Here is a 20,437-nt window from a genome sequence, read left to right on the forward strand (position 1 = left end):
GATACAAGACGGAGTTGTTGCCGAGAACTTCGGCGCGCCGCTAGAAATGCGCCGGAGTGGCGGCGCTGATCAGTTGCGCCGGAGTCTCGAAGGGGTTGCGGAAACGGTGCGGCTGGCCGGCCACCAAGTAGTAGCTGTCGCCGCTCTCGAGGGTATAGTGCTGCTCGCCGACCTGCAGCTCCAGGCGCCCTTCGACGAGGATGCCGGCTTCCTCGCCGTCGCGCAGCAGCAGCGCCTCGCCACTGTCGGCCCCCGGAAGATAGGTCACCGAGAGGAAGGTGAGTGCCCGGTCGGGATGATCCTTGCCGATCAGGCGCATGTTCAGCAGCCCGTGCGACAGCTTGGCCTGCTCGGCAGCGCGATAGATCACCGGGGCGCTGGCTTCCACCTCCAGATCGAGGGAAAAGAACTCCATCAGCGACATGGGAATACCGCCGAGCACTTTCTTCAGGGAACTGATCGAGGGGCTGACGCTGTTCTTCTCGATCATCGAAATGGTGCTGTTGGTGACGCCCGCGCGCTTGGCGAGTTCACGCTGGGAGAGGCCTTTGAGCTTGCGTATAGATTGCAGTCGAACACCGACGTCCAAGGCGGGATTCCTCTCGGGAAGCCTGAGCGAATTGCGCCTAATGATGGCAACGCCGTTCAGTATTTACAACGCCATGCCGTAAATTTCGTTCAGTCCAGCCAGAAGCGGGCAACCCGCCGCACGTTGCAGAACAATTGATAGGCGATGGTACCGGCCGCCGCCGCCACTTCGCTGGCCGGCACCTGGGCGCCCCACAGCTCGACCCGGCTGCCGAGTCCGGCCTGGGGCAGGTCGGTGAGATCCACGGTGAGCATATCCATCGACACCCGGCCGATCAGTTGCGCCGGTCGGCCGTCGACGGCGACCGGGGTGCCGTTCGGCGCATGCCGCGGGTAGCCGTCCGCATAGCCCATGGCCACCACTCCGACGCGGGTCGGCCGCGAGGCGACGAAACGCGCGCCATAACCCACCGGTTCGCCTGCCGGCAGCTCGCGCACGCCGATGATCCTGGACTCCAGGGTCATTACCGGCCGCAATTGCGCCGCCTGCTCTTGATAGCGCTCGAAGGGCGTGGCCCCGTAGAGCATGATCCCCGGCCGCAGCCATTCGCTCCCATGGCCATGCCGAAACAGTTGCGGCCAGCCGAGCAGCGCCGGGGAGTTGCGCAGGCTGAACTCCGTCACGAGGCCGGCGGTTGCCGTCTCGAACTGCGCCAGTTGCTCGGCGACCCGTGGGCAGTCGAGTTCGTCGGCGCGGGCGAAATGGCTCATGGCGACGATCCTCGCCACCTTGCCGCTGGCCATGAGGCGCGCGTGGGCCGCCCGGTAGTCGGCTGGCGCAAAACCGACCCGGTGCATACCGGAGTCGAGCTTCAGCCAGCAGGTCAAGGGGTACGTCAGCGCGGTACGCTCGATGGCCTCCAGTTGCCAAGGCGAATGCACCACGCACCACAGGTCGTGGCGCTGGATCGGCTCTAGCTCGGCGGTCTCGAAAAAGCCCTCGAGCAACAGGATCGGCGCGGCGATGCCGGCCTCGCGCAGCTCCAGCGCCTCCTCGATGCAAGCCACCGCGAAACCTTCGGCCTCCGCCTCCAAGGCGCGGGCACAGTGCACCGCGCCGTGCCCGTAGGCGTCGGCCTTGACCACCGCCAGGGCGCGGGTGCCACCCAGCCCGCAGGCCAGGCGGTAGTTGTGCCGCAAGGCGGCGAGATCGATCAGGGCACGGGCGGGGCGCATGGCTTGTCTCGGATTGCTGGCCGGAAGCGGCAGGGCTCCGGCGTGGGTCGTGGTTTCGGTTACGGCAGCGCGGCGACGACCGACATCTCCACCCGGGCATCGCCGTCGTACAGTCCGGCTTCGACGCAGGCGCGCGCCGGCGCGCAGCCGGCCGGCAGCCAGGCGTCCCATATTGCGTTGAGGCCGGCGTAGTCGGCGGCCATGTCCTTCAGGTAGATGGTCACCGAGAGCAGCCGCGACTTGTCGGTGCCGGCCTCGGTGAGCAGCCGGTCGATGCCGGCCAGGGTCTGCCGGGTCTGCTCCTCGATACCGACGCCGTAGTCGTCCGCCAGTTGCCCGGCCAGGTAGACGGTGCCGCCATGGACGACGATTTCGCTGTAGCGCGCTTCAGTTCGCAGGCGCCGGATGGACATGGGTGGAGTTCTCCTGGGAATTGCCGTAGCGGGAAATATCGAGGCCCGCGGCGCTGATCTGCGGGCGCGTGCGCGCCATGAGATCGGCCAGCAGGCGGCCGGAGCCGCAGGCCATGGTCCAGCCCAGTGTACCGTGCCCGGTGTTGAGGAACAGGTTGCGGTAGCGGGTCGCCCCCACGATCGGCGTGCCGTCCGGGGTGGCCGGACGCAAGCCGGTCCAGAATTCGGCGCGGGCCAGATCGCCGCCCCGTGGGTAGAGATCGCCCACCACCAGTTCCAGAGTCTCGCGCCGGCGGGGATTCAGCGACAGATCGAAACCGGCCAGTTCGGCCATGCCACCGACGCGGATGCGCGTCTCGAAGCGGGTGATGGCGACCTTGTAGGTCTCGTCGAGAATGGTCGAGGTCGGCGCCATGGCCGGATCGACGATGGGAATGGTCAGCGAGTAACCCTTGAGCGGGTAGATCGGCGCGCGAATGCCCAGCGGCGCGAGCAACCGCGGCGAATAGCTGCCGAGGGCCAGCACGTAGAGGTCGGCGCTTTCCAGGCGGCCGTCGATGCGCACGCCGACGATGCGCTCGCCGTCGCGCTCCAGACGCTCGACGCTCTGGCCGAAACGGAACTCCACGCCCAGGCCGGCGACCAGTTCCGCCAGGCGGGTGGTGAACAGGTGGCAGTCGCCGGTCTGATCGTTGGGCAGGCGCAAGGCGCCGGCGAGCCTGTCGGCGACGCCGGCCAGCGCCGGCTCGACGCGGGCGATGCCGGCGCGGTCGAGCAGTTCGTAGGGCACACCGGAGCGCGCCAACACGGCGATGTCCTTGCTTGCCGCATCCAGTTGCCGCTGGGTACGGAACAACTGGGTGGTACCCAATTGGCGGCCCTCATAGTCGATACCGGTCTCGGCGCGCAGTTCGTCGAGGCAGTCGCGGCTGTACTCGGACAGGCGCACCATGCGTTCCTTGTTCAGCGCATAGCGCCCGACGGTGCAATTGCGCAGCATCTGCGCCAGCCAGAGGTACTGGCGCCAGTCCGCGGTCGGCCTGATGGCCAACGGCGCATGGCGCTCGAACAGCCACTTGAGTGCCTTGAGCGGCACGCCGGGAGCTGCCCAGGGCGAGGCGTAGCCTGGCGACACCTGGCCGGCGTTGGCGAAGCTGGTCTCCATGGCCGGAGCCTCGGCGCGGTCGACCACCACCACCTCGAAACCGGCCTGGGCTAGATAGTAGGCCGTGGTGGTGCCGATTACCCCGCTGCCAAGTACCAGTACGCGCATAACGGTCTCTCCGTGAGAGCTGAAAACCTTGAATGCCTACAGTATAAGAAGCCAAAACCAGTGGCTTTCACTGTTTCGGGACCGATATTCAGACTTTTTTCCGAAGGCGAACGCTTTCGCCAGGAGAACTCCTCATGAGAGTCCAGCACCAGAGCCAGCTCGAACTGGACCGGATCGACCGCCACATCCTGCGCATCCTGCAACAAGAGGGACGTATCTCCCTCACCGAGCTGGGCGAGCGGGTCGGCCTGTCCACCACACCCTGCACCGAGCGGGTCCGCCGCCTGGAGCGCGAAGGCTTCATCCTCGGCTATGCGGCGCGGCTCAATCCCCAGTACCTGAAGGCTGGCCTGCTGGTGTTCGTGGAGATCAGCCTGGCGTACAAGTCCGGTGATATCTTCGAGGAGTTCCGCCGGGCGGTGCTGAAGCTGCCCCAGGTACTGGAATGCCATCTGGTATCTGGCGACTTCGACTACCTGCTCAAGACACGCATCCCGGAAATGGCCTCCTACCGCAAGCTGCTCGGCGACATCCTGCTCAAGCTCCCCCATGTGCGCGAATCGAAGAGCTACATCGTCATGGAAGAAGTCAAGGAAAGCCTCGAACTGCCAGTACTGGAATGAGGAGCCAGTGATGAAAGCAGCATTGCCGGGCACGTCCACCGCCGACGACGGACACGCGCCCTCCTACTACGCCGCCACGACCGGGCCGCGAGCGGAGTTTTCCGCCCTGGAAGGCGAACGGCAGGCCGACGTCTGCGTGGTCGGCGGCGGCTTCAGCGGCATCAACACCGCCCTCGAATTGGCCGAGCGCGGCCTCTCGGTGATCCTGCTGGAGGCCGGCGTGCTCGGCTGGGGTGCCAGTGGACGCAACGGCGGGCAACTGATCCGCGGCTTCGGCCACGACCTCGAACGCTTCCGTCCGCTGCTCGGCGCGGACGGCGTCCGTGCCCTGAAGCTGCTGGGCTTGGAGTCTCTGGAGATCGTCCGCCAGCGGATCGAGCGCCATGCCATCGACTGCGACCTGACCTGGGGCTACTGCGAGCTGGCCACTCGGGCGCGGCACCTCGAACATCTGAAGGCCGAATGCGCCGAACTGCAGACCCTCGGCTATCGCCACGAGCTACGCCTTCTGGAAGCCGAGCGGATGCACGAGGCGATCGGCTCACGGCGCTACCGTGGCGGCCTGCTGGACCGTGGTTCGGGCCACCTGCACCCGCTCAGGCTGCTGCTCGGCGAAGCCGCCGTGGCGCGCTCGCTCGGCGTGCGCCTGTTCGAGCGCTCGGCAGCGCTCCGGATCGATCACGGCCAGGAAGTCTGCGTGCACACCGCCGGCGGCCGGGTCCGTGCCGCCAGCCTGGTGCTCGCCGGCAACGCGCATATCGGCAACCTGGAGCCGGAATTGGCCGGCAAAGTGCTGCCGGCCAGCAGCTATATCATCGCCACCGAGCCGCTCTCCCCCACTCTGGCCACCGAGTTGCTGCCGCAGAACCTGGCATTCAGCGACATGCGCACGGTGCTCGACTACTTCCGCCTGTCGGCCGACCGCCGCCTGCTGTTCGGCGGCGCCTGCCACTACTCGGGGCACGACCCGCGGGATATCGCCGCCTACATGCGGCCGAAGATGCTCGAAGTGTTCCCGCAACTGGCCGGGGTACGGATCGACTACCAGTGGGGCGGGTTGATCGGCATCGGCGCCAATCGCCTGCCGCAGATCGGCCGCCTGTCCGGACAGCCCAACGTCTACTACGCCCAGGCTTACTCCGGTCACGGGCTGAACGCCACCCACCTGGCCGGCCGACTGCTCGCCGAAGCCATCGCCGGACAACACCGCCACGGCTTCGAGCTGTTCGCCCGGGTGCCGCACCGCACCTTCCCCGGCGGCCCCCGCCTGCGTGCGCCGCTGCTGGCCCTCGGCATGCTGTGGTGCCGGCTCCGGGAGCTACTCTGAAGCGAATGCCGGGCGACGCGCGGCGAGCAAAAGGAAACCGGCCGCGCCGACGGCCATCAGGAGCGGCAGCGCATGACCGCTCAGCCACTGGCTGGCCGCGCCGGTGGCAAGCGGCCCGAGCAGGCAGCCGATACCCCACAGGCGGGCCACCTGGGCGTTAGCACAGACCAGCGCCGCATCGCGGAAGCGCTCACCGACGAGGATCAGGGCCAGGGTGAACAGGCCGCCGGCGCTGGCGCCGAACAGGATCAGCAACGGCCAGATGAATGCGCTTCGCAGCAATGCCGGAATCGCCAGACTAGCTAGCAGCAGAACCAGGCCGCAGATACGGAACAACGCCTGGCGCGGCAGCCGGTCGGCGAGCCAGCCGAGCGGCAGTTGCAGCAGCGCATCGCCGATCACCACGGTGCTGGCCAGATGTAGCGCGGTCGTCTGCTCCAGCCCCTGGCGCAGGCCGTAGAGCGGTAGCAGGGTGAGGATCATGGTTTCGAAGGAGGCGAACAGCACCACCGCCCAAGCCACCGTCGGCAACTGCCGGCAGAAACCGAACAGCCTGAGCCCGCCAACCTCGCGGGCCTCCATCCGCGGCGCGCCATGCGCGCCGAGTAGGAGCAGAGCGCCGCCGAGCATGAGCAGCACCGCGCCCCAGAAGCCGGCATCGCCAGCGGTTCCCAGCCAGGTCAGCAGCAGCGGCCCGGACAACTGGCTCAGCGCGTAGCCGGTGCCATATAGCGCCACCAGCCGGCCACGCCAGGCCTCTACCGCCAACTGATTGATCCAGCTCTCGCCGAGGATGAACACCAGGGTCAGGGTCACGCCAAGCCACAGGCGCAGCAGCAGCCATAGCGGATAGCTCGGCAAGACGGCCAGTAGTGCTACCGACAGCGCCCCGACCAGCAGGCTCAGGCGCATCAGCCGCGCCGCGCCGCAGAGCGTCGCCAGGCGTCCGGCCAGGGAGGCGCCGAGCAGCACGCCGATGCCCGGCATTGCCGCCATCGCACCGATGGCAAAGGAACCATGTCCCCAGCTCTCCAGGCGCAGGGAAACCAGCGGCAAGCTCAGGCCGAGCGCCAACCCGACGCTGACCACCGCGGCGCAGACGGCGAAATAGCTAGCCCAGGGCATGGCTGCCGCCAGCGGAGCCGGCAAGGATTCTGGACAAGTCATGTCAGGACGGAGCCCTCACAGCTTGATCCAGGTGGCTTTCAGCTCGGTGTACTTGTCGAAGGCGTGCAGAGACTTGTCGCGACCGTTGCCGGACTGCTTGAAGCCGCCGAACGGCGCGGTCATGTCGCCACCGTCGTACTGGTTGATCCACACGCTGCCGGCGCGCAGTGCCCGAGCGGTGCGGTGGGCCTTGGACAGGTCGCGGGTCCAAATCGCCGCAGCCAGGCCGTAGCTGGTGTCGTTGGCGATCTGCACGGCCTCCTCCGGGGTGTCGAAAGCGATCACCGAAAGCACCGGGCCGAAGATTTCCTCGCGGGCGATCTTCATCGCATTGCTCACCCCGTCGAACACCGTCGGCTCGACATAGGTGCCGCCGGTTTCCTCGAGGATGCGCCGGCCGCCAGCCAGCAGGTTGGCGCCCTCGCCCAGCCCGGCCTCGATGTAGCCGAGCACGGTGTCCAGTTGCTGGCGGTCTACCAGGGCGCCGACGTTGGTCGCCGGGTCCAGCGGGTGACCGGGCTGCCAGGCCTTCAGCTCCTCCAGCACTAGCGGCAGGAACGCCTCCTTGATCGAGCGCTCGACCAAAAGGCGCGAACCGGCGGTGCACACCTCGCCCTGGTTGAAGGCGATCGCGCTCGCCGCGGCCTCGGCGGCGGCGGCAAGATCCGGCGCGTCGGCGAAGACGATGTTCGGGCTCTTGCCGCCGGCCTCCAGCCAGATGCGCTTCATGTTCGATTCGCCGGCGTAGATCATCAATTGCTTGGCGACCCGGGTCGAACCGGTGAACACCAGGCAGTCGACGTCCATGTGCAGCGCCAGCGCCCTGCCCACGCTGTGGCCGTAGCCCGGCAGCACGTTGAGCACGCCGGGCGGAATGCCCGCCTCGAGCGCCAGTTGGGCGAGGCGGATAGCGGTCAGCGGCGACTTTTCCGAGGGCTTGAGAACCACCGAGTTGCCAGTGGCCAGCGCCGGCCCGAGCTTCCAGCAGGCCATCAACAGCGGGAAGTTCCACGGCACTATGGCCGCCACCACGCCGACCGGCTCGCGGGTGACCAGCCCCAATTCATCGTCGGGAGTCGCCGCCACCTCGCCGTAGAGCTTGTCGATCGCCTCGCCACTCCAGCGCAGCGCACGGGCCGCGGCCGGCACGTCGACGCTCAGCGAATCTTTGATCGGCTTGCCCATGTCCAGGGTTTCCAGCAGGGCCAGTTCCTCGCAGTGGATTTCCAGCAGCTCGGCCAGGCGGATCATCGCCGCCTTGCGCTTGGCCGGTGCCAGGCGCGACCAACGGCCGCTCTCGAAGCTGCGCCGCGCCGCCGCCACCGCCAGATCGGCATCGGCCACCGCGCAACTGGCCACCTGCGTCAGCAGGCGTCCGTCGATCGGACTCAGGCAATCGAAGGTCGCGCCATCGGTGGCCGGCAGGTATTGGCCGTCGACGAAGGCGCGGCCCTCGATAATCAGGCTGCGGGCACGTTCTTCCCAGTCGCTGCGCGTCGGTGTAGTCATGGGGCATCCTCTCGTCACTGGAGCGATCCGGACACCCTACCCCCCGCCCCCGAGGCTTTCAATACGGACGCGGAGCCCGAAAATACAGAAGCCCGCCAAAAGGCGGGCTTCTGCGTCAGGCAGCCGGACCGATCACTTGATCTTGGCTTCCTTGTAGATCACATGCTTGCGCACGACGGGATCGTATTTCTTGATCTCGATCTTGTCGGGGGTGGTGCGCTTGTTCTTGTCGGTAGTGTAGAAGTGGCCGGTACCGGCGCTGGACACCAGACGGATCAGTTCACGCATGATTCTCTCCTCAAACCTTTTCGCCGCGAGCACGCAGCTCGGCCAGCACTACGTCGATACCGCGCTTGTCGATGATACGCATGCCCTTGGCGGAAATGCGCAGACGCACGAAGCGCTTCTCGGACTCGACCCAGAAGCGGTGATGCTGCAGGTTCGGCAGGAAACGACGACGGGTTTTGTTGTTCGCGTGGGAAATATTGTTCCCGGTAACCGGACCCTTACCGGTCACTTGACAGACTCTCGACATGCCTCAGCCCTCAAAAACCACATGCCCAACCCGGCATGGGTTGGCCGCTTATCTTTCAGTCATTCGGCGCCTCGCGGTCCGTACGAAAGGCTCCGCACGCCCGCTGCACCACGATTCATCGGGGTCTGACCGGCTGTCGCTGGCAACGCAGGAAGCGGGCCCCTAGAAAAGAGCGCTGCTTTATATCAGAAAGCCCCCCATGGAGCAAGAATCGCCCGGTCCCGCGCGGATTGCCGCGGCCTCCTCGCATTGCTCCCCTCTACCGCTTGGTCTAGGGTAGGTTCTTTCGTCGGAAGGCCCGTCCTTCAGCCATCGCAGGAGCCCCGCATGCGCCTCGCCCTTCTCCCTCTGCTGTTCGCCCCGCTGCTGGCTCAGGGCGCCAGCCTAGTCGTCTGCACCGAGGCCAGCCCCGAGGGATTCGATGTGGTGCGCTACAACTCGTTGACCACCACCAATGCCTCCGCCGACGTGCTGATGGACCGCCTGGTCGAATTCGATCCGCAGAGCGGCCAGTTGCAGCCCGGCCTGGCCAGGAGCTGGCAAGTCTCCACGGATGGCCTGGTCTACGAGTTCCGGCTGCGCGAGGGCGTGGCCTTCCATCACACGCCTTGGTTCAGCCCGAGCCGGACTTTGAACGCCGAAGATGTGCTGTTCAGCTTCCAGCGCATGCTCGACCCCGGTCACCCCTGGCACCGGAGCGCACCGAGCGGCTATCCGCACGCCCAGTCGATGCAGCTCGGCGAACTGATCCGCAAGGTCGAGGCCGTCGATCCGCTGCACGTGCGCTTCACCCTCGCCCGTCCCGACGCCACCTTCCTCGCCACTCTGAGCATGGGCTTCGCCTCCATCTACTCGGCCGAGTACGCCGCCCGGCTGCTGGCCGCCGGTACGCCGGAGAAACTCGACAGCCAGCCGGTCGGCACCGGTCCCTTCGTTCTCAAGCGCTATCAGAAGGACGCACTGGTGCGCTACCTGGCCAACCCCGACTACTTCGCCGGAAAGCCCGCGGTCGACGGGCTGGTACTGGCCATCACGCCGGATGCAAATGTGCGTCTGCAGCGCCTGCGCCGCGGCGAATGCCAAATTGCCTTGTCGCCCAAACCGCAGGACGTGCGCGCGGCGCAAAACGATCCGAGTCTCGCGGTGGCTGCCACGCCGGCTTTCATGACCGCCTTCGTCGCCCTCAACACCCAGCACCCGCCGCTGGACAGAGCCGCGGTGCGTCAAGCGATCAACCTCGCCTTCGACAGGACCAGCTACCTGAAAGCGGTGTTCGAAAACAGCGCGCAGCCGGCCCAAGGGCCTTATCCGCCTACCACCTGGAGCTATGCCAGCGACCTGCCGGGCTATCCCCACGACCCGGCCAGGGCCCGCGAGTTGCTGGCCGGCGTCGGGCTGACGGGGGGCCTCAAGACCACTATCTGGACACGCCCCGGCGGCAGCCTGCTCAACCCCAATCCCACGTTCGGCGCCCAGTTGCTGCAGGCCGACCTCGCCCAGATCGGCATCCAGGCGGAGATCCGGGTGATCGAGTGGGGCGAGTTGATACGCCGCGCCAAGGCCGGCGAACACGATCTGCTGTTCATGGGCTGGGCCGGCGACAACGGCGATCCGGACAACTTTCTCACCCCGCAGTTCGCCTGCGCCTCGGTCGAGTCGGGACTCAACTTCGCTCGCTACTGCGACCCGAAACTGGACCGACTGATCGCCGAAGGCAAGCGCAGCGGCGACCAGGCGGAACGCACCCGGCTATACGAGGAAGCGCAGAAGCTGATCCATGAACAGGCGCTCTGGATACCGCTGGCCCACCCCACCGCCGCCGTACTGCTGCGTAAGGGCGTCGAGGGCTACAGGGCCAACCCGTTCGGACGCCAGGATTTCGGCAAGGTACGACTGGATCGCTGAGAGAAAGGGAGAAATCCGCGAGGACGGCAACAGCGCTGCCGTCCGTGAATATGCTGCGCGGTTATCCCCACGGGAAAGGAGGCTATGCCAGGATCGAACCCTTGAGCTTGTTCAGAGCGCTCTTTTCCAACTGGCGAATGCGCTCGGCGGAAACCTTGTACTTGGCCGCCAGGTCGTGCAGGGTGGCCTTCTCCTCGGCCAGCCAGCGCTGATAAAGGATGTCACGGCTGCGCTCGTCGAGTCCTTCCAGGGCCTCGTGGAGGTTGGCTGCGGCGCTGTCGCTCCAGTCGGCCTCCTCCAACTGGCGCGCCGGATCGTAGCGCTGGTCTTCCAGGTAATGGGCCGGCGCCTGGAAGACGCTATCGTCGTCGGCATCGGCGGCCGGGTCGAAGGCCATGTCCTGGCCGCTTAGGCGGCTTTCCATCTCGCGCACTTCATGCGGCTCGACGCCCAGGCTCTCGGCCACGGCGTCGACCTCCTCGTTGTTCAGCCAGGCCAGGCGTTTCTTCTGGCTGCGCAGGTTGAAGAACAGCTTGCGCTGCGCCTTGGTGGTCGCGATCTTGACGATGCGCCAGTTGCGCAGGATGAACTCGTGGATCTCGGCGCGAATCCAGTGCACCGCGAAGGACACCAGGCGCACGCCCATTTCCGGGTTGAAACGCTTGACGGCCTTCATCAGACCGACGTTGCCTTCCTGGATCAGGTCGGACTGGGCCAGACCATAACCGGAATAGCTGCGGGCGATATGGACGACGAAGCGCAGGTGCGCCAGCACCATTTGACGCGCAGCGTCCAGGTCCTGCTGGTAGTAGAGACGGTCGGCCAGTTCGCGCTCCTGTTCGGCCGTCAGCAGCGGGATGCTGTTGACCGCATGCACGTAGGCCTCCAGGTTGGCTCCTGGGACCAGGGCGGGAACAGGCTGCAGAGAAGTGGTCATGCGAATCCTCCGACTACACTGGGGAATTGGCAGTGTAGCATCAGGATATTCGACTGCAAGCCATCGCAAAAGCTCTGCGGCAAAGCACGCGAGCCGCCCCGCGGCTCAGCGCGGTGCTAATTCGCTCAGGTGCCGCGCCACCGCCAGCCTGGCACCAACATAGCCGAGCAGGGCAGCCCCCAGCAGCAGCGACAGACCATCCTCCAGCGGCACTCCGCTAAGGGCGAAGTCGCTGCTGTAGAGCCCGGCCAGCTGCAACACCGCCGCATTCAGCCAGTCGAGTCCGTAGGCCAGCACCAGCCAGGCCAACAGCCCGGAGCCACAGCCATACAACGTGCCCATATAGAGAAAGGGCAGGCATACGTAGCAGTCGGTGCCACCGACCAGCTTGATCACCTCGATCTCGCTGCGGCGGTTCTCGATGTGCAGGCGGATGGTGTTGCCGATCACCAGCAGAAGGGCCAGCACCAGCAGCAGGCTAAGGCCGAAGACGAAACGCTCGCCGAGCGCGAGGATCGCGCCGAGACGCTCGACCCAGAGCAGGTCGAGCTGCGCCAGTTGCACGCCGGCAAGATCCGCCAAGTACTCGCGCAGGGTTTCCAGACCAGCCTTGTCGATCTGCCGGGGCGTGACCAGAATCAGCCCGGGCAGCGGGTTTTCCGGCAGCCCCCGCAGCGCCTCGCCAAGCCCCGACTGGCGCTGGAACTCCTCCAGCCCCTGCTCGCGGCCGATCCACTCGGCCTCGGCCACCTCCGGCAGTTCGGCGATTTTCGCCCGCAGGCGCTCGCCCGCCGCATCGTCCACATCCATCTGCATGTACAGCGAGATCTGCGCAGCGCGCTGCCAGGAGCCACCGAGCCGCTTGATGTCGCCGAGCAGCAGCGACAGCCCCATGGGCAGACTGAGGGCGACGGCCATCGCCAGACAGGTGAGGAAACTGCCCAAAGGCTGCCGCGCGAGCCGGCGCAGGCTGTCGAGCAAGCTGGCGCAGTGGCTGTCCAGCCAGGCCAACAGCAGCGTGGAGAAATCCGGCTCGGTGCTCTTCGGCGCCTGCCTGGGCAGGGCGCCGACCCGTTCGGAAGGCCGTGGCTCGGGCACGTTGGAGTCGCTCATCAGGCGGCCTCCCCATCGGCGATCAGGCGCCCGCGCTGCAGAGTGAGCAGACGGTGACGCATGCGCGCGATCAACGCCAGGTCGTGGCTGGCGATCAGTACCGTGGTGCCGAGACGGTTGATGTCCTCGAACACCTTCATGATTTCCACGGCCAGGCGCGGGTCGAGGTTGCCGGTCGGCTCGTCGGCCAGCAGCAGGGCCGGCTGGTGGACCACCGCGCGGGCGATGCCGACCCGCTGCTGCTGGCCAATGGAGAGGTCGGACGGAAATTGCTCGACCTTGTCCTGCAGACTGATCCGCTCCAGGGCGAGCAGGGTGCGCCGGGCGATCTCGTCCTTGCGCAGGCCGAGAATCCTCAACGGCAGGGCGACGTTGTCGAACACACTGCGATCGAACAGCAATTGGTGGTTCTGGAATACCACGCCGATCTGCCGGCGCAAGAAGGGAATCTGCGCGGAGCTGATGCCCGCCAGATCCTGTCCGGCCAGCAGCAGCTTGCCGCTAGTCGGGCGCTCCATGGCCAGCAGCAGGCGCAGCAAGGTGCTCTTACCGGCGCCGGAATGGCCGGTGATGAAGAGGAACTCGCCATGCCGCACGTGGAAGCTCAGTTCGTGCAGCCCGACATGGCCGTTGGGATAGCGCTTGCCGACCTGTTCGAAGCGGATCATTGCGCCGGCTTCTCCGCGAACAGCGCGCGGACGAACTCCTCGGCAGCGAAGTCGCGCAGATCATCGACGCCCTCGCCGACCCCGATGTAACGGATCGGCAGGCCGAATTGCCTGGCCAGGGCGAAGATCACCCCGCCCTTGGCGGTGCCGTCCAGCTTGGTCAGCGCGAGGCCAGTGATCTCCACCGTCTGGTTGAACTGCTTCGTCTGGTTGATGGCGTTCTGCCCGGTACCGGCATCCAGTACCAGCAGCACTTCGTGGGGCGCCGCCTCGTCCAGCTTGCCGAGCACCCGGCGAACCTTCTTCAACTCCTCCATGAGATTGTCCTTGGTGTGCAGGCGGCCGGCGGTGTCGGCGATCAGCACATCCATGCCGCGCGCCTTGGCGGCCTGCAGGGCGTCGAAGATCACCGAGGCGGAATCCGCACCGGTGTGCTGGGCGATCACTGGAATCCGGTTGCGTTCGCCCCATACCTGCAGTTGCTCGACAGCGGCAGCGCGGAAGGTGTCGCCAGCGGCGAGCATGACCTTCCTGCCTTCTTGCTGCAGACGCGCGGCCAGCTTGCCGATGGTGGTGGTCTTGCCAACGCCGTTGACGCCGACCACCAGGATCACGTAAGGCCGCCGTTCGGATTCGAGAATCAGCGGCTGCTCGACCGGCCTGAGCAGCGCGGTCAGCTCTTCCTGCAGGGCATGGTACAGCGCTTCGCTGTCGGCCAGCTCCTTGCGCGCCACCCGTTGGGTCAGGCTCTGGATAATCGCGGTGGTCGCTTCGACGCCGACGTCGGCGAGCAACAGGCGGGTTTCCAGCTCTTCCAGCAGTTCGTCGTCGATCGCCTTCTCGCCGAGGAACAGACTGGCCATGCCCTCGCCGAGAGTCGAGCCGGTCTTGGCCAGCCCCTGGCGAAGACGGGCGAAGAAGCCGGACTTGTTCGGCCGCGGCGCGGGTTGGGCAAGCGGAACCGACGTCTCGGCCTCGACGGGACGCTCCGGCTCGGGCGTCGGCGCGCCATGGGCAGCGCCGCGCCAGCGGCTGGAGAAGACCGCTTCCTCCTCGGCCTCGGCGATGGCCGCTCCAGCCGCCGGTGGCGGCGCGGACGGCACATCGGTCGACTCCACCACGGCGTCCGGGGGGAACGACTCGACGGTCGCCGACGGCGCTTCGGTGACGGGCGGCTGCGGCTCGGCCGCCTCCGGGATCTCGACGGCCCGCGGCGGCTCGCTGCCGAGCGCGGGAACCTCTGCCTCGGGAGCGGGCGCCGATGTGGCCTGCTCCTTCTTGCGGAACCAGCCGAACAGGCCTTTCTTCTCTCCGGCCTCGGCCGGCTTCTTGTCGTCGTTTGAACCAAACATGCAGACGGCTTATCTCATGGGGACGATGAAACCGGCGGGCTCGACCGCCGGCGAAGTCAGGCAGGGACGGGCCATCGGTCCATCCCTCCAGGAACCGTGCGTGCGACTTCCATCGCGCAGGGCACAGGCCTACCTGAAGCCAGAAGGCGGTCGGCGATGCACGGAAAGGGAACTGCAAGCAGCTTGGCGATTATCTTAAGTCGCCATGGAACAGTTCTACCATTCTTTTCTAGCCGAGGCCCCGGGCCTGAACCAAGGTCTTGCGCGCGCCTTGCTCGCGCTCCCACAGCTCGAAGGCATACCTTGGCGCCTGCGCCGTGGCCGGATGCTCCTCGCGGGAAACGAGGCGCCAGCCGGCCGGATTCCACGCGGGAAAGAAGGCATCGCCCTGCGGGGCAAGGTCGACGCGGGTCAGATAAAGGCGTTCGGCCTGCGGCAGGCTTTCGACATAAAGCTGAGCGCCGCCAATCAGCATCAACTCGCCGACGCCCTGCTCTCGGGCCCAGGTATCGGCGCGGGTCAAGGCGGCATCGAGCGAGACGAAGGTTTCGGCGCCTTCCAAAACGAGGCCGGACTGACGGCTGACCACCAAGTTGAGCCGGCCGGGCAGCGGACGGCCGAGGGAGTCCCAGGTCTTGCGGCCCATGATGACCGGCTTGCCGAGAGTGGAAGCCTTGAAGTGCCTGAGGTCCGCCGGCAGGTGCCAGGGCAGGCGGTTGTCGTGACCGATCACGCCATTGGCGGCGACGGCGGCGATCAGGGCGAGGGGGAACCGGGATTCGTTCATGGCGACGAGGATAGCAAAGCCCGGCTTCGCCCGCCGTCACGCAATCGCCACCGGAACGTTATCCGCTCATCGCCGAAGCGTCATCCGGCTCCGGCAGGCTGAGCGCCTCATGTCTTAAGGAGAGGAACCCATGCCCCGCCCGCGGTCCCCACGTCCTGGCCAGTCCCTGGCCACCGCCGCCCTGCTGCCGCCCCTGCTCGCCTGTGCCGCCCCGGAACCACCGGCAACGGCGCATCCCCAGGGCGAAGAACCCAGCCCGCTGGTCATCGCTCACCGCGGTGCCAGCGGCTACCTGCCGGAACACACCCTGGCCGCCTACACACTGGCGGTATTGCAGGGCGCCGACTACGTCGAGCCGGATTTGGTAATGACCACGGACGGCCAACTGATCGCTCGCCACGACAATCAGTTGGAGCTGACCACCGATGTCGCCGCGCGTCCCGAATTCGCCGACCGCCGGCGCACCAAGAATGTCGACGGCGTCGAGCTGACCGGCTGGTTCAGCGAGGACTTCAGCCTGGCGGAGATCAAGACCCTGCGTGCCATCGAGCGCATTCCGGCGATCCGCCCCGGCAACGCCCGCCTGGACAAGTCCCTCGAAGTGCCCACTCTGCAGGAAATCATCGACCTGGTGAAAGACCTGGAGAAGAGCCAGGGACGACGCATTGGCCTGTACCTGGAAACCAAGCACCCGACTCACTTTCAACACCTCGGCCTGGCCATGGAGGAACCGCTGCTGGAAATCCTCCGCCGCAACGGCTACCACGGCCGCCATGCTTCGGTGTACATCCAGTCCTTCGAGGTGGAGAACCTCAAGACCTTGCACCGGCTGAGCCCGCTGCGCCTGGTCCAGTTGTTCGGCTCCGGCCAGCCCTACGATCAGAAGGTGATCGGCAGCGCTCTGACCTATGAGCAGATGGCTACCCCGGCTGGGCTACGGGCCATCGCCGCCTACGCCGACGGCGTCGGCCCGGACAAAAGCTATGTGATCCCGCGCGACGCCAACGGCAACCTCGGCAGCCCCACCGACTTCGTGCCCAATGCCCATGCCGCCGGCCTCAAGGTGCATCCCTACACCTTCCGCGCGGAGAACAATTTCCTGCCGCTCGAGTTGCGCAGCAGCGCCAACCCCGCCGAACACGGCGATCTCGAAGCGGAAATCCGCGCCTTCCTCGACGCCGGCATCGACGGCCTATTCAGCGACAACCCGGACCTCGCCCTGCGCCTGCGCGTGCAGCCGTAAGCGCCCCGCCGGGCGGCCCGCATCGACTTACCCGCGGCCGAGCCTGAACGGTTATTCTCATGGGCAGGAACCGAATCGCCCTCGAGAGACCGTGTGAGTATTCCATCGACCGATTTCCATCGCCTCTGGCTGACCGAAACCATCCGTCTGCGCGAAGAGTTCGCCGGCCCGTTGGAGGACAGCGAAGCCAATCGCCGCGCCCGCGCCGCCGGGGGCGGCCTCGCCCAACGCATCCAAACCCGCGCCCTGTGGCTGGCCGAACGCGACGGCCTGCTCGCCGCCTTGCGTCATTGGCGCCAGGGCGGCGGTCTGGCACTGGCTGTCCTGCTGGCCATCGCCTTGGCCGGCGGCGCCGGCATGGCCATGGCCGCCCTCGGCGGCGGCCAGAAAGGCCCGATCAACGTGTTCTGGGCCCTCGGCAGCCTGCTCGGCCTGCATCTTCTGACCCTCTGCGGCTGGCTGCTCGGCCTGCTCTTCGCCGGCGACAGCGGCGGCGCCCTCGGCCGCCTGTGGCTGTGGCTTAGCGAGAAGTTCGCCCGCGACGCCCAGGCGGCGCAACTGGTTCCGGCACTGCTGCTCCTGCTGCAGCGCCAGCACCTCAGCCGCTGGGCCCTGGGCCTGCTGGTCCACGGCCTCTGGCTGCTCGCCCTGGCCAGCGCATTGGTGACCCTGCTGGCGCTGTTGTCGACCCGCAGCTACGGCTTCTACTGGGAAACCACCCTGCTCGACGGCGACACCTTCGTCGCCCTGACCCAAGGCCTCGGCGCCCTGCCGGCGCTGTTTGGCTTCGGCCTGCCGGACCCGGCCACCATCCGCGCCAGTGCCGACCAGGCACTGACCGCCGAATCCGCGCGCCAGGCCTGGGCCGGCTGGCTGCTCGGCGTGCTGCTGGTCTACGGCCTGCTACCGCGCCTGCTGCTGGCCCTGCTCTGCCTGAGCCGCTGGCTCTCCGGCCGCGCCCGCCTGGCCCTGGACCTGTCGCTGCCCGGCTACCGCCTGCTCGCCGAGCGCCTGCAACCCTCCAGCGAACGCATCGGCGTCTGCGATGCGGCACCCGAAGTCATGCCCGGCATTCCGACCAGCGCCCTCGGCGCCCGGCTCGAGAGCGCCCCCGCCCAACTGGTGGCGGTCGAACTGGACGAGGGCCGCACCTGGCCGCCGGCGCTGCCCGGCGCGGTCGGCGACGCCGGCATCCTCGACAGCCGCGAACAGCGCCGGCGGCTGCTCGACCGCTTCGCCGAACGGCCGCCGGTGCGTCTGGCGGTGGCCGTCGATCCGCTGCGCTCGCCGGACCGCGGAACCCTGGCGCTGCTCGGCGAACTCTCGCGTAGCGCCAAGCAGACGCGGATTTGGCTGCTGCCGCCGCCGCCCGGCGAGGCGCTGGACGAGGAACGCCTGGATGACTGGCGCATCGCCCTCAACCAGTTGGGCCTGCCCCACGGCAGCGACAGCCCGCTGGCCTGGCTGGAGAGCGGACATGACTGAGCCATTGAAACTCGTGGTGGTCGGCCACACCAACGTCGGCAAAACCTCGCTGCTGCGCACCCTGACCCGCGACACCGGCTTCGGCGAGGTCTCGCACCGGCCGAGCACCACCCGCCACGTCGAGGGCGCACGCCTGTCGGTGGATGGCGAACCGCTGCTCGAGCTGTACGACACGCCCGGCCTGGAGGACGCCATTGCCCTGCTCGAACACATCGAACGCCTGGATCGTCCCGGCGAGCGCCTCGACGGCCCGGCGCGGATCGCCTACTTCCTCGACGGCGCCGAGGCGCGCCAGCGCTTCGAGCAGGAAGCCAAGGTGCTGCGCCAGTTGCTCGGCTCGGCCGCTGGTCTCTACGTGATCGACGCCCGCGAGCCGGTGTTGGCCAAGTACCGCGACGAACTCGAGGTGCTCGCCGCCTGCGGCCGGCCGCTGCTGCCGGTATTGAACTTCGTCGCCCGCGCCGGCACCCGCGAGGATACCTGGCGCGCCGCCCTGGCCCGCCTCGGCCTGCACGCCATGGTGCGCTTCGACACCGTGGCGCCGCCGCAGGACGGCGAGCGGCGCCTCTACGAAAGCCTCGCCCTGCTGTTGGAATCGGCCCGGCCGCAACTGGAGCAACTGATCCGCGCCCACGAAGCGCAGGCCGCGGAGCGCCTGGACAGCGGCAACCGGCTGATCGCCGAACTGCTGATCGACGTCGCCGCCTGCCGGCGCCGCGTCGAGGCCCGCGCCGAACCGGAACAGGAGGCCATCCGCGAGTTGCATGAAGCCGTGCGCCAGCGCGAGCAGCGCTGCGTCGAAGCCTTGCTGCGCCTCTATGCCTTCCGCCCCGAAGATGCCGCCGCCGCCGACCTACCGCTGAGCGGCGGACGCTGGGGCGACGACCTGTTCAACCCGGAGACCCTGCGCCTGCTCGGCGTGAAGATTGGCGGCGGCCTGGCCGCCGGCGCGGCGGCCGGCGCCGGGGTCGACCTGCTGGTCGGCGGGCTGACCCTGGGCGCCGCCACCCTGATCGGCGCGCTGGCCGGCGGTGGCGCGCAGACCGCTCGCCACTACGGCAACCGCATCATGGGCAAGCTGCGCGGCGAGCGCGAACTGACCGTGGACGACGCGGTGCTGCGCCTGCTCGCCCTGCGCCAGCGCCAGTTGCTCCAGGCCCTCGCCACCCGTGGCCATGCCGCGCAACAGGCGATCCGGTTGGACAATCCGCAGGACAGAAGCTGGCGCGAGGATCGGCTACCCGAGCCCCTACATAAGGCCCGCGCCCATCCGGAATGGTCGACGCTCAACCCTGGCCGGCGGCGCGAGCAGGCCGAGCGCCAGGAACAGATCCGGGTGCTGGCAGCGGAGCTGGAGTAGGCCTGCATCCAGGTTAGGTGGCGAACCTCCTTGCCGCCGCGACACAGACGACCGCGCCCAGCGTTGCGATCAGCATCGTCCCGCTCACCGTTTCATGGAGAAACAACGCCGCTAGGCCAAGGCTGAAGAACGGCTGGAGCAACTGTAATTGGCAGACAGCCGCGATGCCGCCTTGCGCCAGGCCGCGATACCAGAACACGAAACCGATCAGCATGCTGAATAGCGAAACGTAGGCCAGGCTGAACCATGCCGGCGCCCCCACATGCACAAACGATGCAGGCATCGAGAACAGAGCCAATGGAAGCATGATGGGCAGAGCCAGCACCAGCGCCCAATTGATGACCTGCCAGCCACCCAGATAGCGGGACAAACGCGCGCCTTCCGCATAACCGAGGCCGCACAAGACGACGGCAGCGAGCATCAACAAGTTGCCCGCCGATAATATTTCGACGCTGCCTTTTGCGGCATAGCCTGCGACGAATGCACTTCCAAGCAGAGAAAACAGCCAGAAAGCCGGCCGCGGGCGTTCACCTGCGCGAACCACGCCGAAGATCGCTGTGCATAACGGTAGCAGCCCCACGAAGACGATCGAGTGCGCGGCAGAAACATGCCGCAGAGCCAGCGCGGTCAGCAAAGGGAAACCGATCACCACGCCTAGCACTACGATGGCCAGCGAAGGCACTTCCGCCAATGTTGGACGGCGTTGTCGAAACACCAGCAGCAAGGCCAATCCCACCAATGCGGCAATGGCTGCCCTGGCGCATGTGAGGAATATAGAGTCAAAATCCATGACGGCTGCACGTGTGGCCGGCAGCGAACCGGCAAAAATCACCATGCCTAGAAATCCGTTGACCCACCCACGTTTCGTCTTATCCATTGCCGACCCCGTTCCGATTGCCTTGCAGTTCATCACGGGAACATCGAGCTGGCCATGCACAATCCAGCACAATTACGAGTAACTGTTATGCATTGAAAG

Annotated in this window: 20 protein-coding genes; 6 read left to right on the forward strand and 14 right to left on the reverse strand. The window is 67.0% G+C overall.

Going from position 1 to position 20,437, the window contains the following annotated elements; all coding sequences use genetic code 11:
• Positions 1–40: 40 nt before the first annotated feature.
• From ACGI6K_RS20085 to dadA, 4 genes are all read right to left on the reverse strand, one after another.
• Positions 41–589, reverse strand: a complete 549-nt coding sequence (locus ACGI6K_RS20085) for a cupin domain-containing protein (RefSeq protein ID WP_376944631.1) — start codon at positions 587–589, stop codon at positions 41–43.
• A gap of 89 nt (positions 590–678) precedes the next feature.
• On the reverse strand, positions 679–1,764 hold the full coding sequence (gene alr / locus ACGI6K_RS20090) for an alanine racemase (protein WP_376944632.1): 1,086 nt from the start codon (positions 1,762–1,764) through the stop codon (positions 679–681).
• A gap of 59 nt (positions 1,765–1,823) precedes the next feature.
• A complete protein-coding gene (locus ACGI6K_RS20095; protein WP_376944634.1) occupies positions 1,824–2,177 on the reverse strand; it encodes a RidA family protein in 354 nt (117 codons plus the stop codon).
• Positions 2,152–3,450 (reverse strand): D-amino acid dehydrogenase, encoded by a 1,299-nt coding sequence (gene dadA / locus ACGI6K_RS20100; protein WP_376944636.1) that lies wholly within the window; start codon positions 3,448–3,450, stop codon positions 2,152–2,154. Before dadA ends, ACGI6K_RS20095 begins: the two co-directional genes overlap by 26 nt.
• A gap of 134 nt (positions 3,451–3,584) precedes the next feature.
• Here dadA and ACGI6K_RS20105 point away from each other — a divergent pair, with 134 nt between their 5' ends.
• Positions 3,585–4,073 carry an Lrp/AsnC ligand binding domain-containing protein gene (locus tag ACGI6K_RS20105; protein ID WP_376944640.1) on the forward strand — a complete coding sequence of 163 codons (489 nt, stop codon included), beginning with the start codon at positions 3,585–3,587 and terminating at the stop codon, positions 4,071–4,073.
• A 10-nt stretch (positions 4,074–4,083) separates the two neighbouring features.
• Entirely contained in the window at positions 4,084–5,400 is a 1,317-nt protein-coding gene (locus ACGI6K_RS20110) for an NAD(P)/FAD-dependent oxidoreductase (RefSeq protein WP_376944642.1), read from the forward strand.
• Here the strand turns inward: ACGI6K_RS20110 and ACGI6K_RS20115 are convergent.
• The 4 genes from ACGI6K_RS20115 to rpmB all read right to left on the reverse strand — a co-directional run bounded on the left by ACGI6K_RS20115 (position 5,392) and on the right by rpmB (position 8,611).
• Positions 5,392–6,525 carry an MFS transporter gene (locus tag ACGI6K_RS20115; protein WP_376944644.1) on the reverse strand — a complete coding sequence of 378 codons (1,134 nt, stop codon included), beginning with the start codon at positions 6,523–6,525 and terminating at the stop codon, positions 5,392–5,394. The genes ACGI6K_RS20110 and ACGI6K_RS20115 overlap by 9 nt on opposite strands.
• A gap of 57 nt (positions 6,526–6,582) precedes the next feature.
• The gene (locus tag ACGI6K_RS20120) at positions 6,583–8,076 is read right to left on the reverse strand and encodes an aldehyde dehydrogenase (protein WP_376944646.1); all 1,494 of its coding nucleotides are present in this window, start codon (positions 8,074–8,076) and stop codon (positions 6,583–6,585) included.
• Between the two features lie 132 nt (positions 8,077–8,208).
• Positions 8,209–8,364: a 50S ribosomal protein L33 gene (gene rpmG, locus ACGI6K_RS20125; RefSeq protein WP_012703270.1), complete on the reverse strand. Its 156-nt coding sequence runs from the start codon at positions 8,362–8,364 to the stop codon at positions 8,209–8,211.
• A 10-nt stretch (positions 8,365–8,374) separates the two neighbouring features.
• A complete protein-coding gene (rpmB, locus tag ACGI6K_RS20130) occupies positions 8,375–8,611 on the reverse strand; it encodes a 50S ribosomal protein L28 (RefSeq protein ID WP_376944649.1) in 237 nt (78 codons plus the stop codon).
• Positions 8,612–8,938: 327 nt separating this feature from the next.
• Here rpmB and ACGI6K_RS20135 point away from each other — a divergent pair, with 327 nt between their 5' ends.
• Positions 8,939–10,516, forward strand: coding sequence for an ABC transporter substrate-binding protein (locus ACGI6K_RS20135; RefSeq protein WP_376944650.1), 1,578 nt, complete (start codon positions 8,939–8,941; stop codon positions 10,514–10,516).
• An 82-nt stretch (positions 10,517–10,598) separates the two neighbouring features.
• Here ACGI6K_RS20135 and rpoH read toward each other — a convergent pair whose 3' ends face one another.
• From rpoH to ACGI6K_RS20160, 5 genes are all read right to left on the reverse strand, one after another.
• Complete coding sequence (rpoH, locus tag ACGI6K_RS20140; protein WP_376944651.1) at positions 10,599–11,453, reverse strand: RNA polymerase sigma factor RpoH; 855 nt, start codon at positions 11,451–11,453, stop codon at positions 10,599–10,601.
• A gap of 105 nt (positions 11,454–11,558) precedes the next feature.
• Positions 11,559–12,566 carry a permease-like cell division protein FtsX gene (ftsX, locus tag ACGI6K_RS20145; protein WP_376944652.1) on the reverse strand — a complete coding sequence of 336 codons (1,008 nt, stop codon included), beginning with the start codon at positions 12,564–12,566 and terminating at the stop codon, positions 11,559–11,561.
• Positions 12,566–13,234 carry a cell division ATP-binding protein FtsE gene (ftsE, locus tag ACGI6K_RS20150; protein WP_376944653.1) on the reverse strand — a complete coding sequence of 223 codons (669 nt, stop codon included), beginning with the start codon at positions 13,232–13,234 and terminating at the stop codon, positions 12,566–12,568. The genes ftsX and ftsE overlap by 1 nt, the downstream gene beginning before the upstream one ends.
• Complete coding sequence (ftsY, locus tag ACGI6K_RS20155) at positions 13,231–14,586, reverse strand: signal recognition particle-docking protein FtsY (RefSeq protein ID WP_376944654.1); 1,356 nt, start codon at positions 14,584–14,586, stop codon at positions 13,231–13,233. Before ftsY ends, ftsE begins: the two co-directional genes overlap by 4 nt.
• A gap of 229 nt (positions 14,587–14,815) precedes the next feature.
• On the reverse strand, positions 14,816–15,373 hold the full coding sequence (locus tag ACGI6K_RS20160) for a dihydrofolate reductase (RefSeq protein ID WP_376944655.1): 558 nt from the start codon (positions 15,371–15,373) through the stop codon (positions 14,816–14,818).
• 130 nt (positions 15,374–15,503) lie between these two features.
• Between ACGI6K_RS20160 and ACGI6K_RS20165 the strand changes: the two genes are divergently transcribed.
• The 3 genes from ACGI6K_RS20165 to ACGI6K_RS20175 all read left to right on the forward strand — a co-directional run bounded on the left by ACGI6K_RS20165 (position 15,504) and on the right by ACGI6K_RS20175 (position 19,461).
• Positions 15,504–16,616, forward strand: a complete 1,113-nt coding sequence (locus ACGI6K_RS20165; RefSeq protein WP_376944656.1) for a glycerophosphodiester phosphodiesterase — start codon at positions 15,504–15,506, stop codon at positions 16,614–16,616.
• Between the two features lie 93 nt (positions 16,617–16,709).
• Positions 16,710–18,101 carry a DUF2868 domain-containing protein gene (locus ACGI6K_RS20170; RefSeq protein WP_376944657.1) on the forward strand — a complete coding sequence of 464 codons (1,392 nt, stop codon included), beginning with the start codon at positions 16,710–16,712 and terminating at the stop codon, positions 18,099–18,101.
• Entirely contained in the window at positions 18,094–19,461 is a 1,368-nt protein-coding gene (locus tag ACGI6K_RS20175; RefSeq protein ID WP_376944659.1) for a GTPase/DUF3482 domain-containing protein, read from the forward strand. Before ACGI6K_RS20170 ends, ACGI6K_RS20175 begins: the two co-directional genes overlap by 8 nt.
• Positions 19,462–19,474: 13 nt before the next feature.
• Here the strand turns inward: ACGI6K_RS20175 and ACGI6K_RS20180 are convergent, their stop codons facing one another.
• Positions 19,475–20,338 (reverse strand): DMT family transporter, encoded by an 864-nt coding sequence (locus ACGI6K_RS20180; protein ID WP_376944661.1) that lies wholly within the window; start codon positions 20,336–20,338, stop codon positions 19,475–19,477.
• Between the last annotated feature and the right edge of the window lie 99 nt (positions 20,339–20,437).

Source organism: Azorhizophilus paspali (assembly GCF_043587585.2).
Classification (GTDB): Bacteria; Pseudomonadota; Gammaproteobacteria; order Pseudomonadales; family Pseudomonadaceae; genus Azotobacter; species Azotobacter paspali.

Excerpts from the sequence above, each read along its gene's own strand:
- alr (WP_376944632.1), bottom strand. The coding sequence starts at position 1,764 with ATGCGCCCCGCCCGTGCCCTGATCGATCTCGCCGCCTTGCGGCACAAC.
- ACGI6K_RS20095 (WP_376944634.1), bottom strand. The coding sequence starts at position 2,177 with ATGTCCATCCGGCGCCTGCGAACTGAAGCGCGCTACAGCGAAATCGTC.
- dadA (WP_376944636.1), bottom strand. The coding sequence starts at position 3,450 with ATGCGCGTACTGGTACTTGGCAGCGGGGTAATCGGCACCACCACGGCC.
- ACGI6K_RS20105 (WP_376944640.1), top strand. The coding sequence starts at position 3,585 with ATGAGAGTCCAGCACCAGAGCCAGCTCGAACTGGACCGGATCGACCGC.
- ACGI6K_RS20110 (WP_376944642.1), top strand. The coding sequence starts at position 4,084 with ATGAAAGCAGCATTGCCGGGCACGTCCACCGCCGACGACGGACACGCG.
- ACGI6K_RS20115 (WP_376944644.1), bottom strand. The coding sequence starts at position 6,525 with ATGCCCTGGGCTAGCTATTTCGCCGTCTGCGCCGCGGTGGTCAGCGTC.
- ACGI6K_RS20120 (WP_376944646.1), bottom strand. The coding sequence starts at position 8,076 with ATGACTACACCGACGCGCAGCGACTGGGAAGAACGTGCCCGCAGCCTG.
- rpmG (WP_012703270.1), bottom strand. The coding sequence starts at position 8,364 with ATGCGTGAACTGATCCGTCTGGTGTCCAGCGCCGGTACCGGCCACTTC.
- rpmB (WP_376944649.1), bottom strand. The coding sequence starts at position 8,611 with ATGTCGAGAGTCTGTCAAGTGACCGGTAAGGGTCCGGTTACCGGGAAC.
- ACGI6K_RS20135 (WP_376944650.1), top strand. The coding sequence starts at position 8,939 with ATGCGCCTCGCCCTTCTCCCTCTGCTGTTCGCCCCGCTGCTGGCTCAG.
- rpoH (WP_376944651.1), bottom strand. The coding sequence starts at position 11,453 with ATGACCACTTCTCTGCAGCCTGTTCCCGCCCTGGTCCCAGGAGCCAAC.
- ftsX (WP_376944652.1), bottom strand. The coding sequence starts at position 12,566 with ATGAGCGACTCCAACGTGCCCGAGCCACGGCCTTCCGAACGGGTCGGC.
- ftsE (WP_376944653.1), bottom strand. The coding sequence starts at position 13,234 with ATGATCCGCTTCGAACAGGTCGGCAAGCGCTATCCCAACGGCCATGTC.
- ftsY (WP_376944654.1), bottom strand. The coding sequence starts at position 14,586 with ATGTTTGGTTCAAACGACGACAAGAAGCCGGCCGAGGCCGGAGAGAAG.
- ACGI6K_RS20160 (WP_376944655.1), bottom strand. The coding sequence starts at position 15,373 with ATGAACGAATCCCGGTTCCCCCTCGCCCTGATCGCCGCCGTCGCCGCC.
- ACGI6K_RS20165 (WP_376944656.1), top strand. The coding sequence starts at position 15,504 with ATGCCCCGCCCGCGGTCCCCACGTCCTGGCCAGTCCCTGGCCACCGCC.
- ACGI6K_RS20175 (WP_376944659.1), top strand. The coding sequence starts at position 18,094 with ATGACTGAGCCATTGAAACTCGTGGTGGTCGGCCACACCAACGTCGGC.
- ACGI6K_RS20180 (WP_376944661.1), bottom strand. The coding sequence starts at position 20,338 with ATGGATAAGACGAAACGTGGGTGGGTCAACGGATTTCTAGGCATGGTG.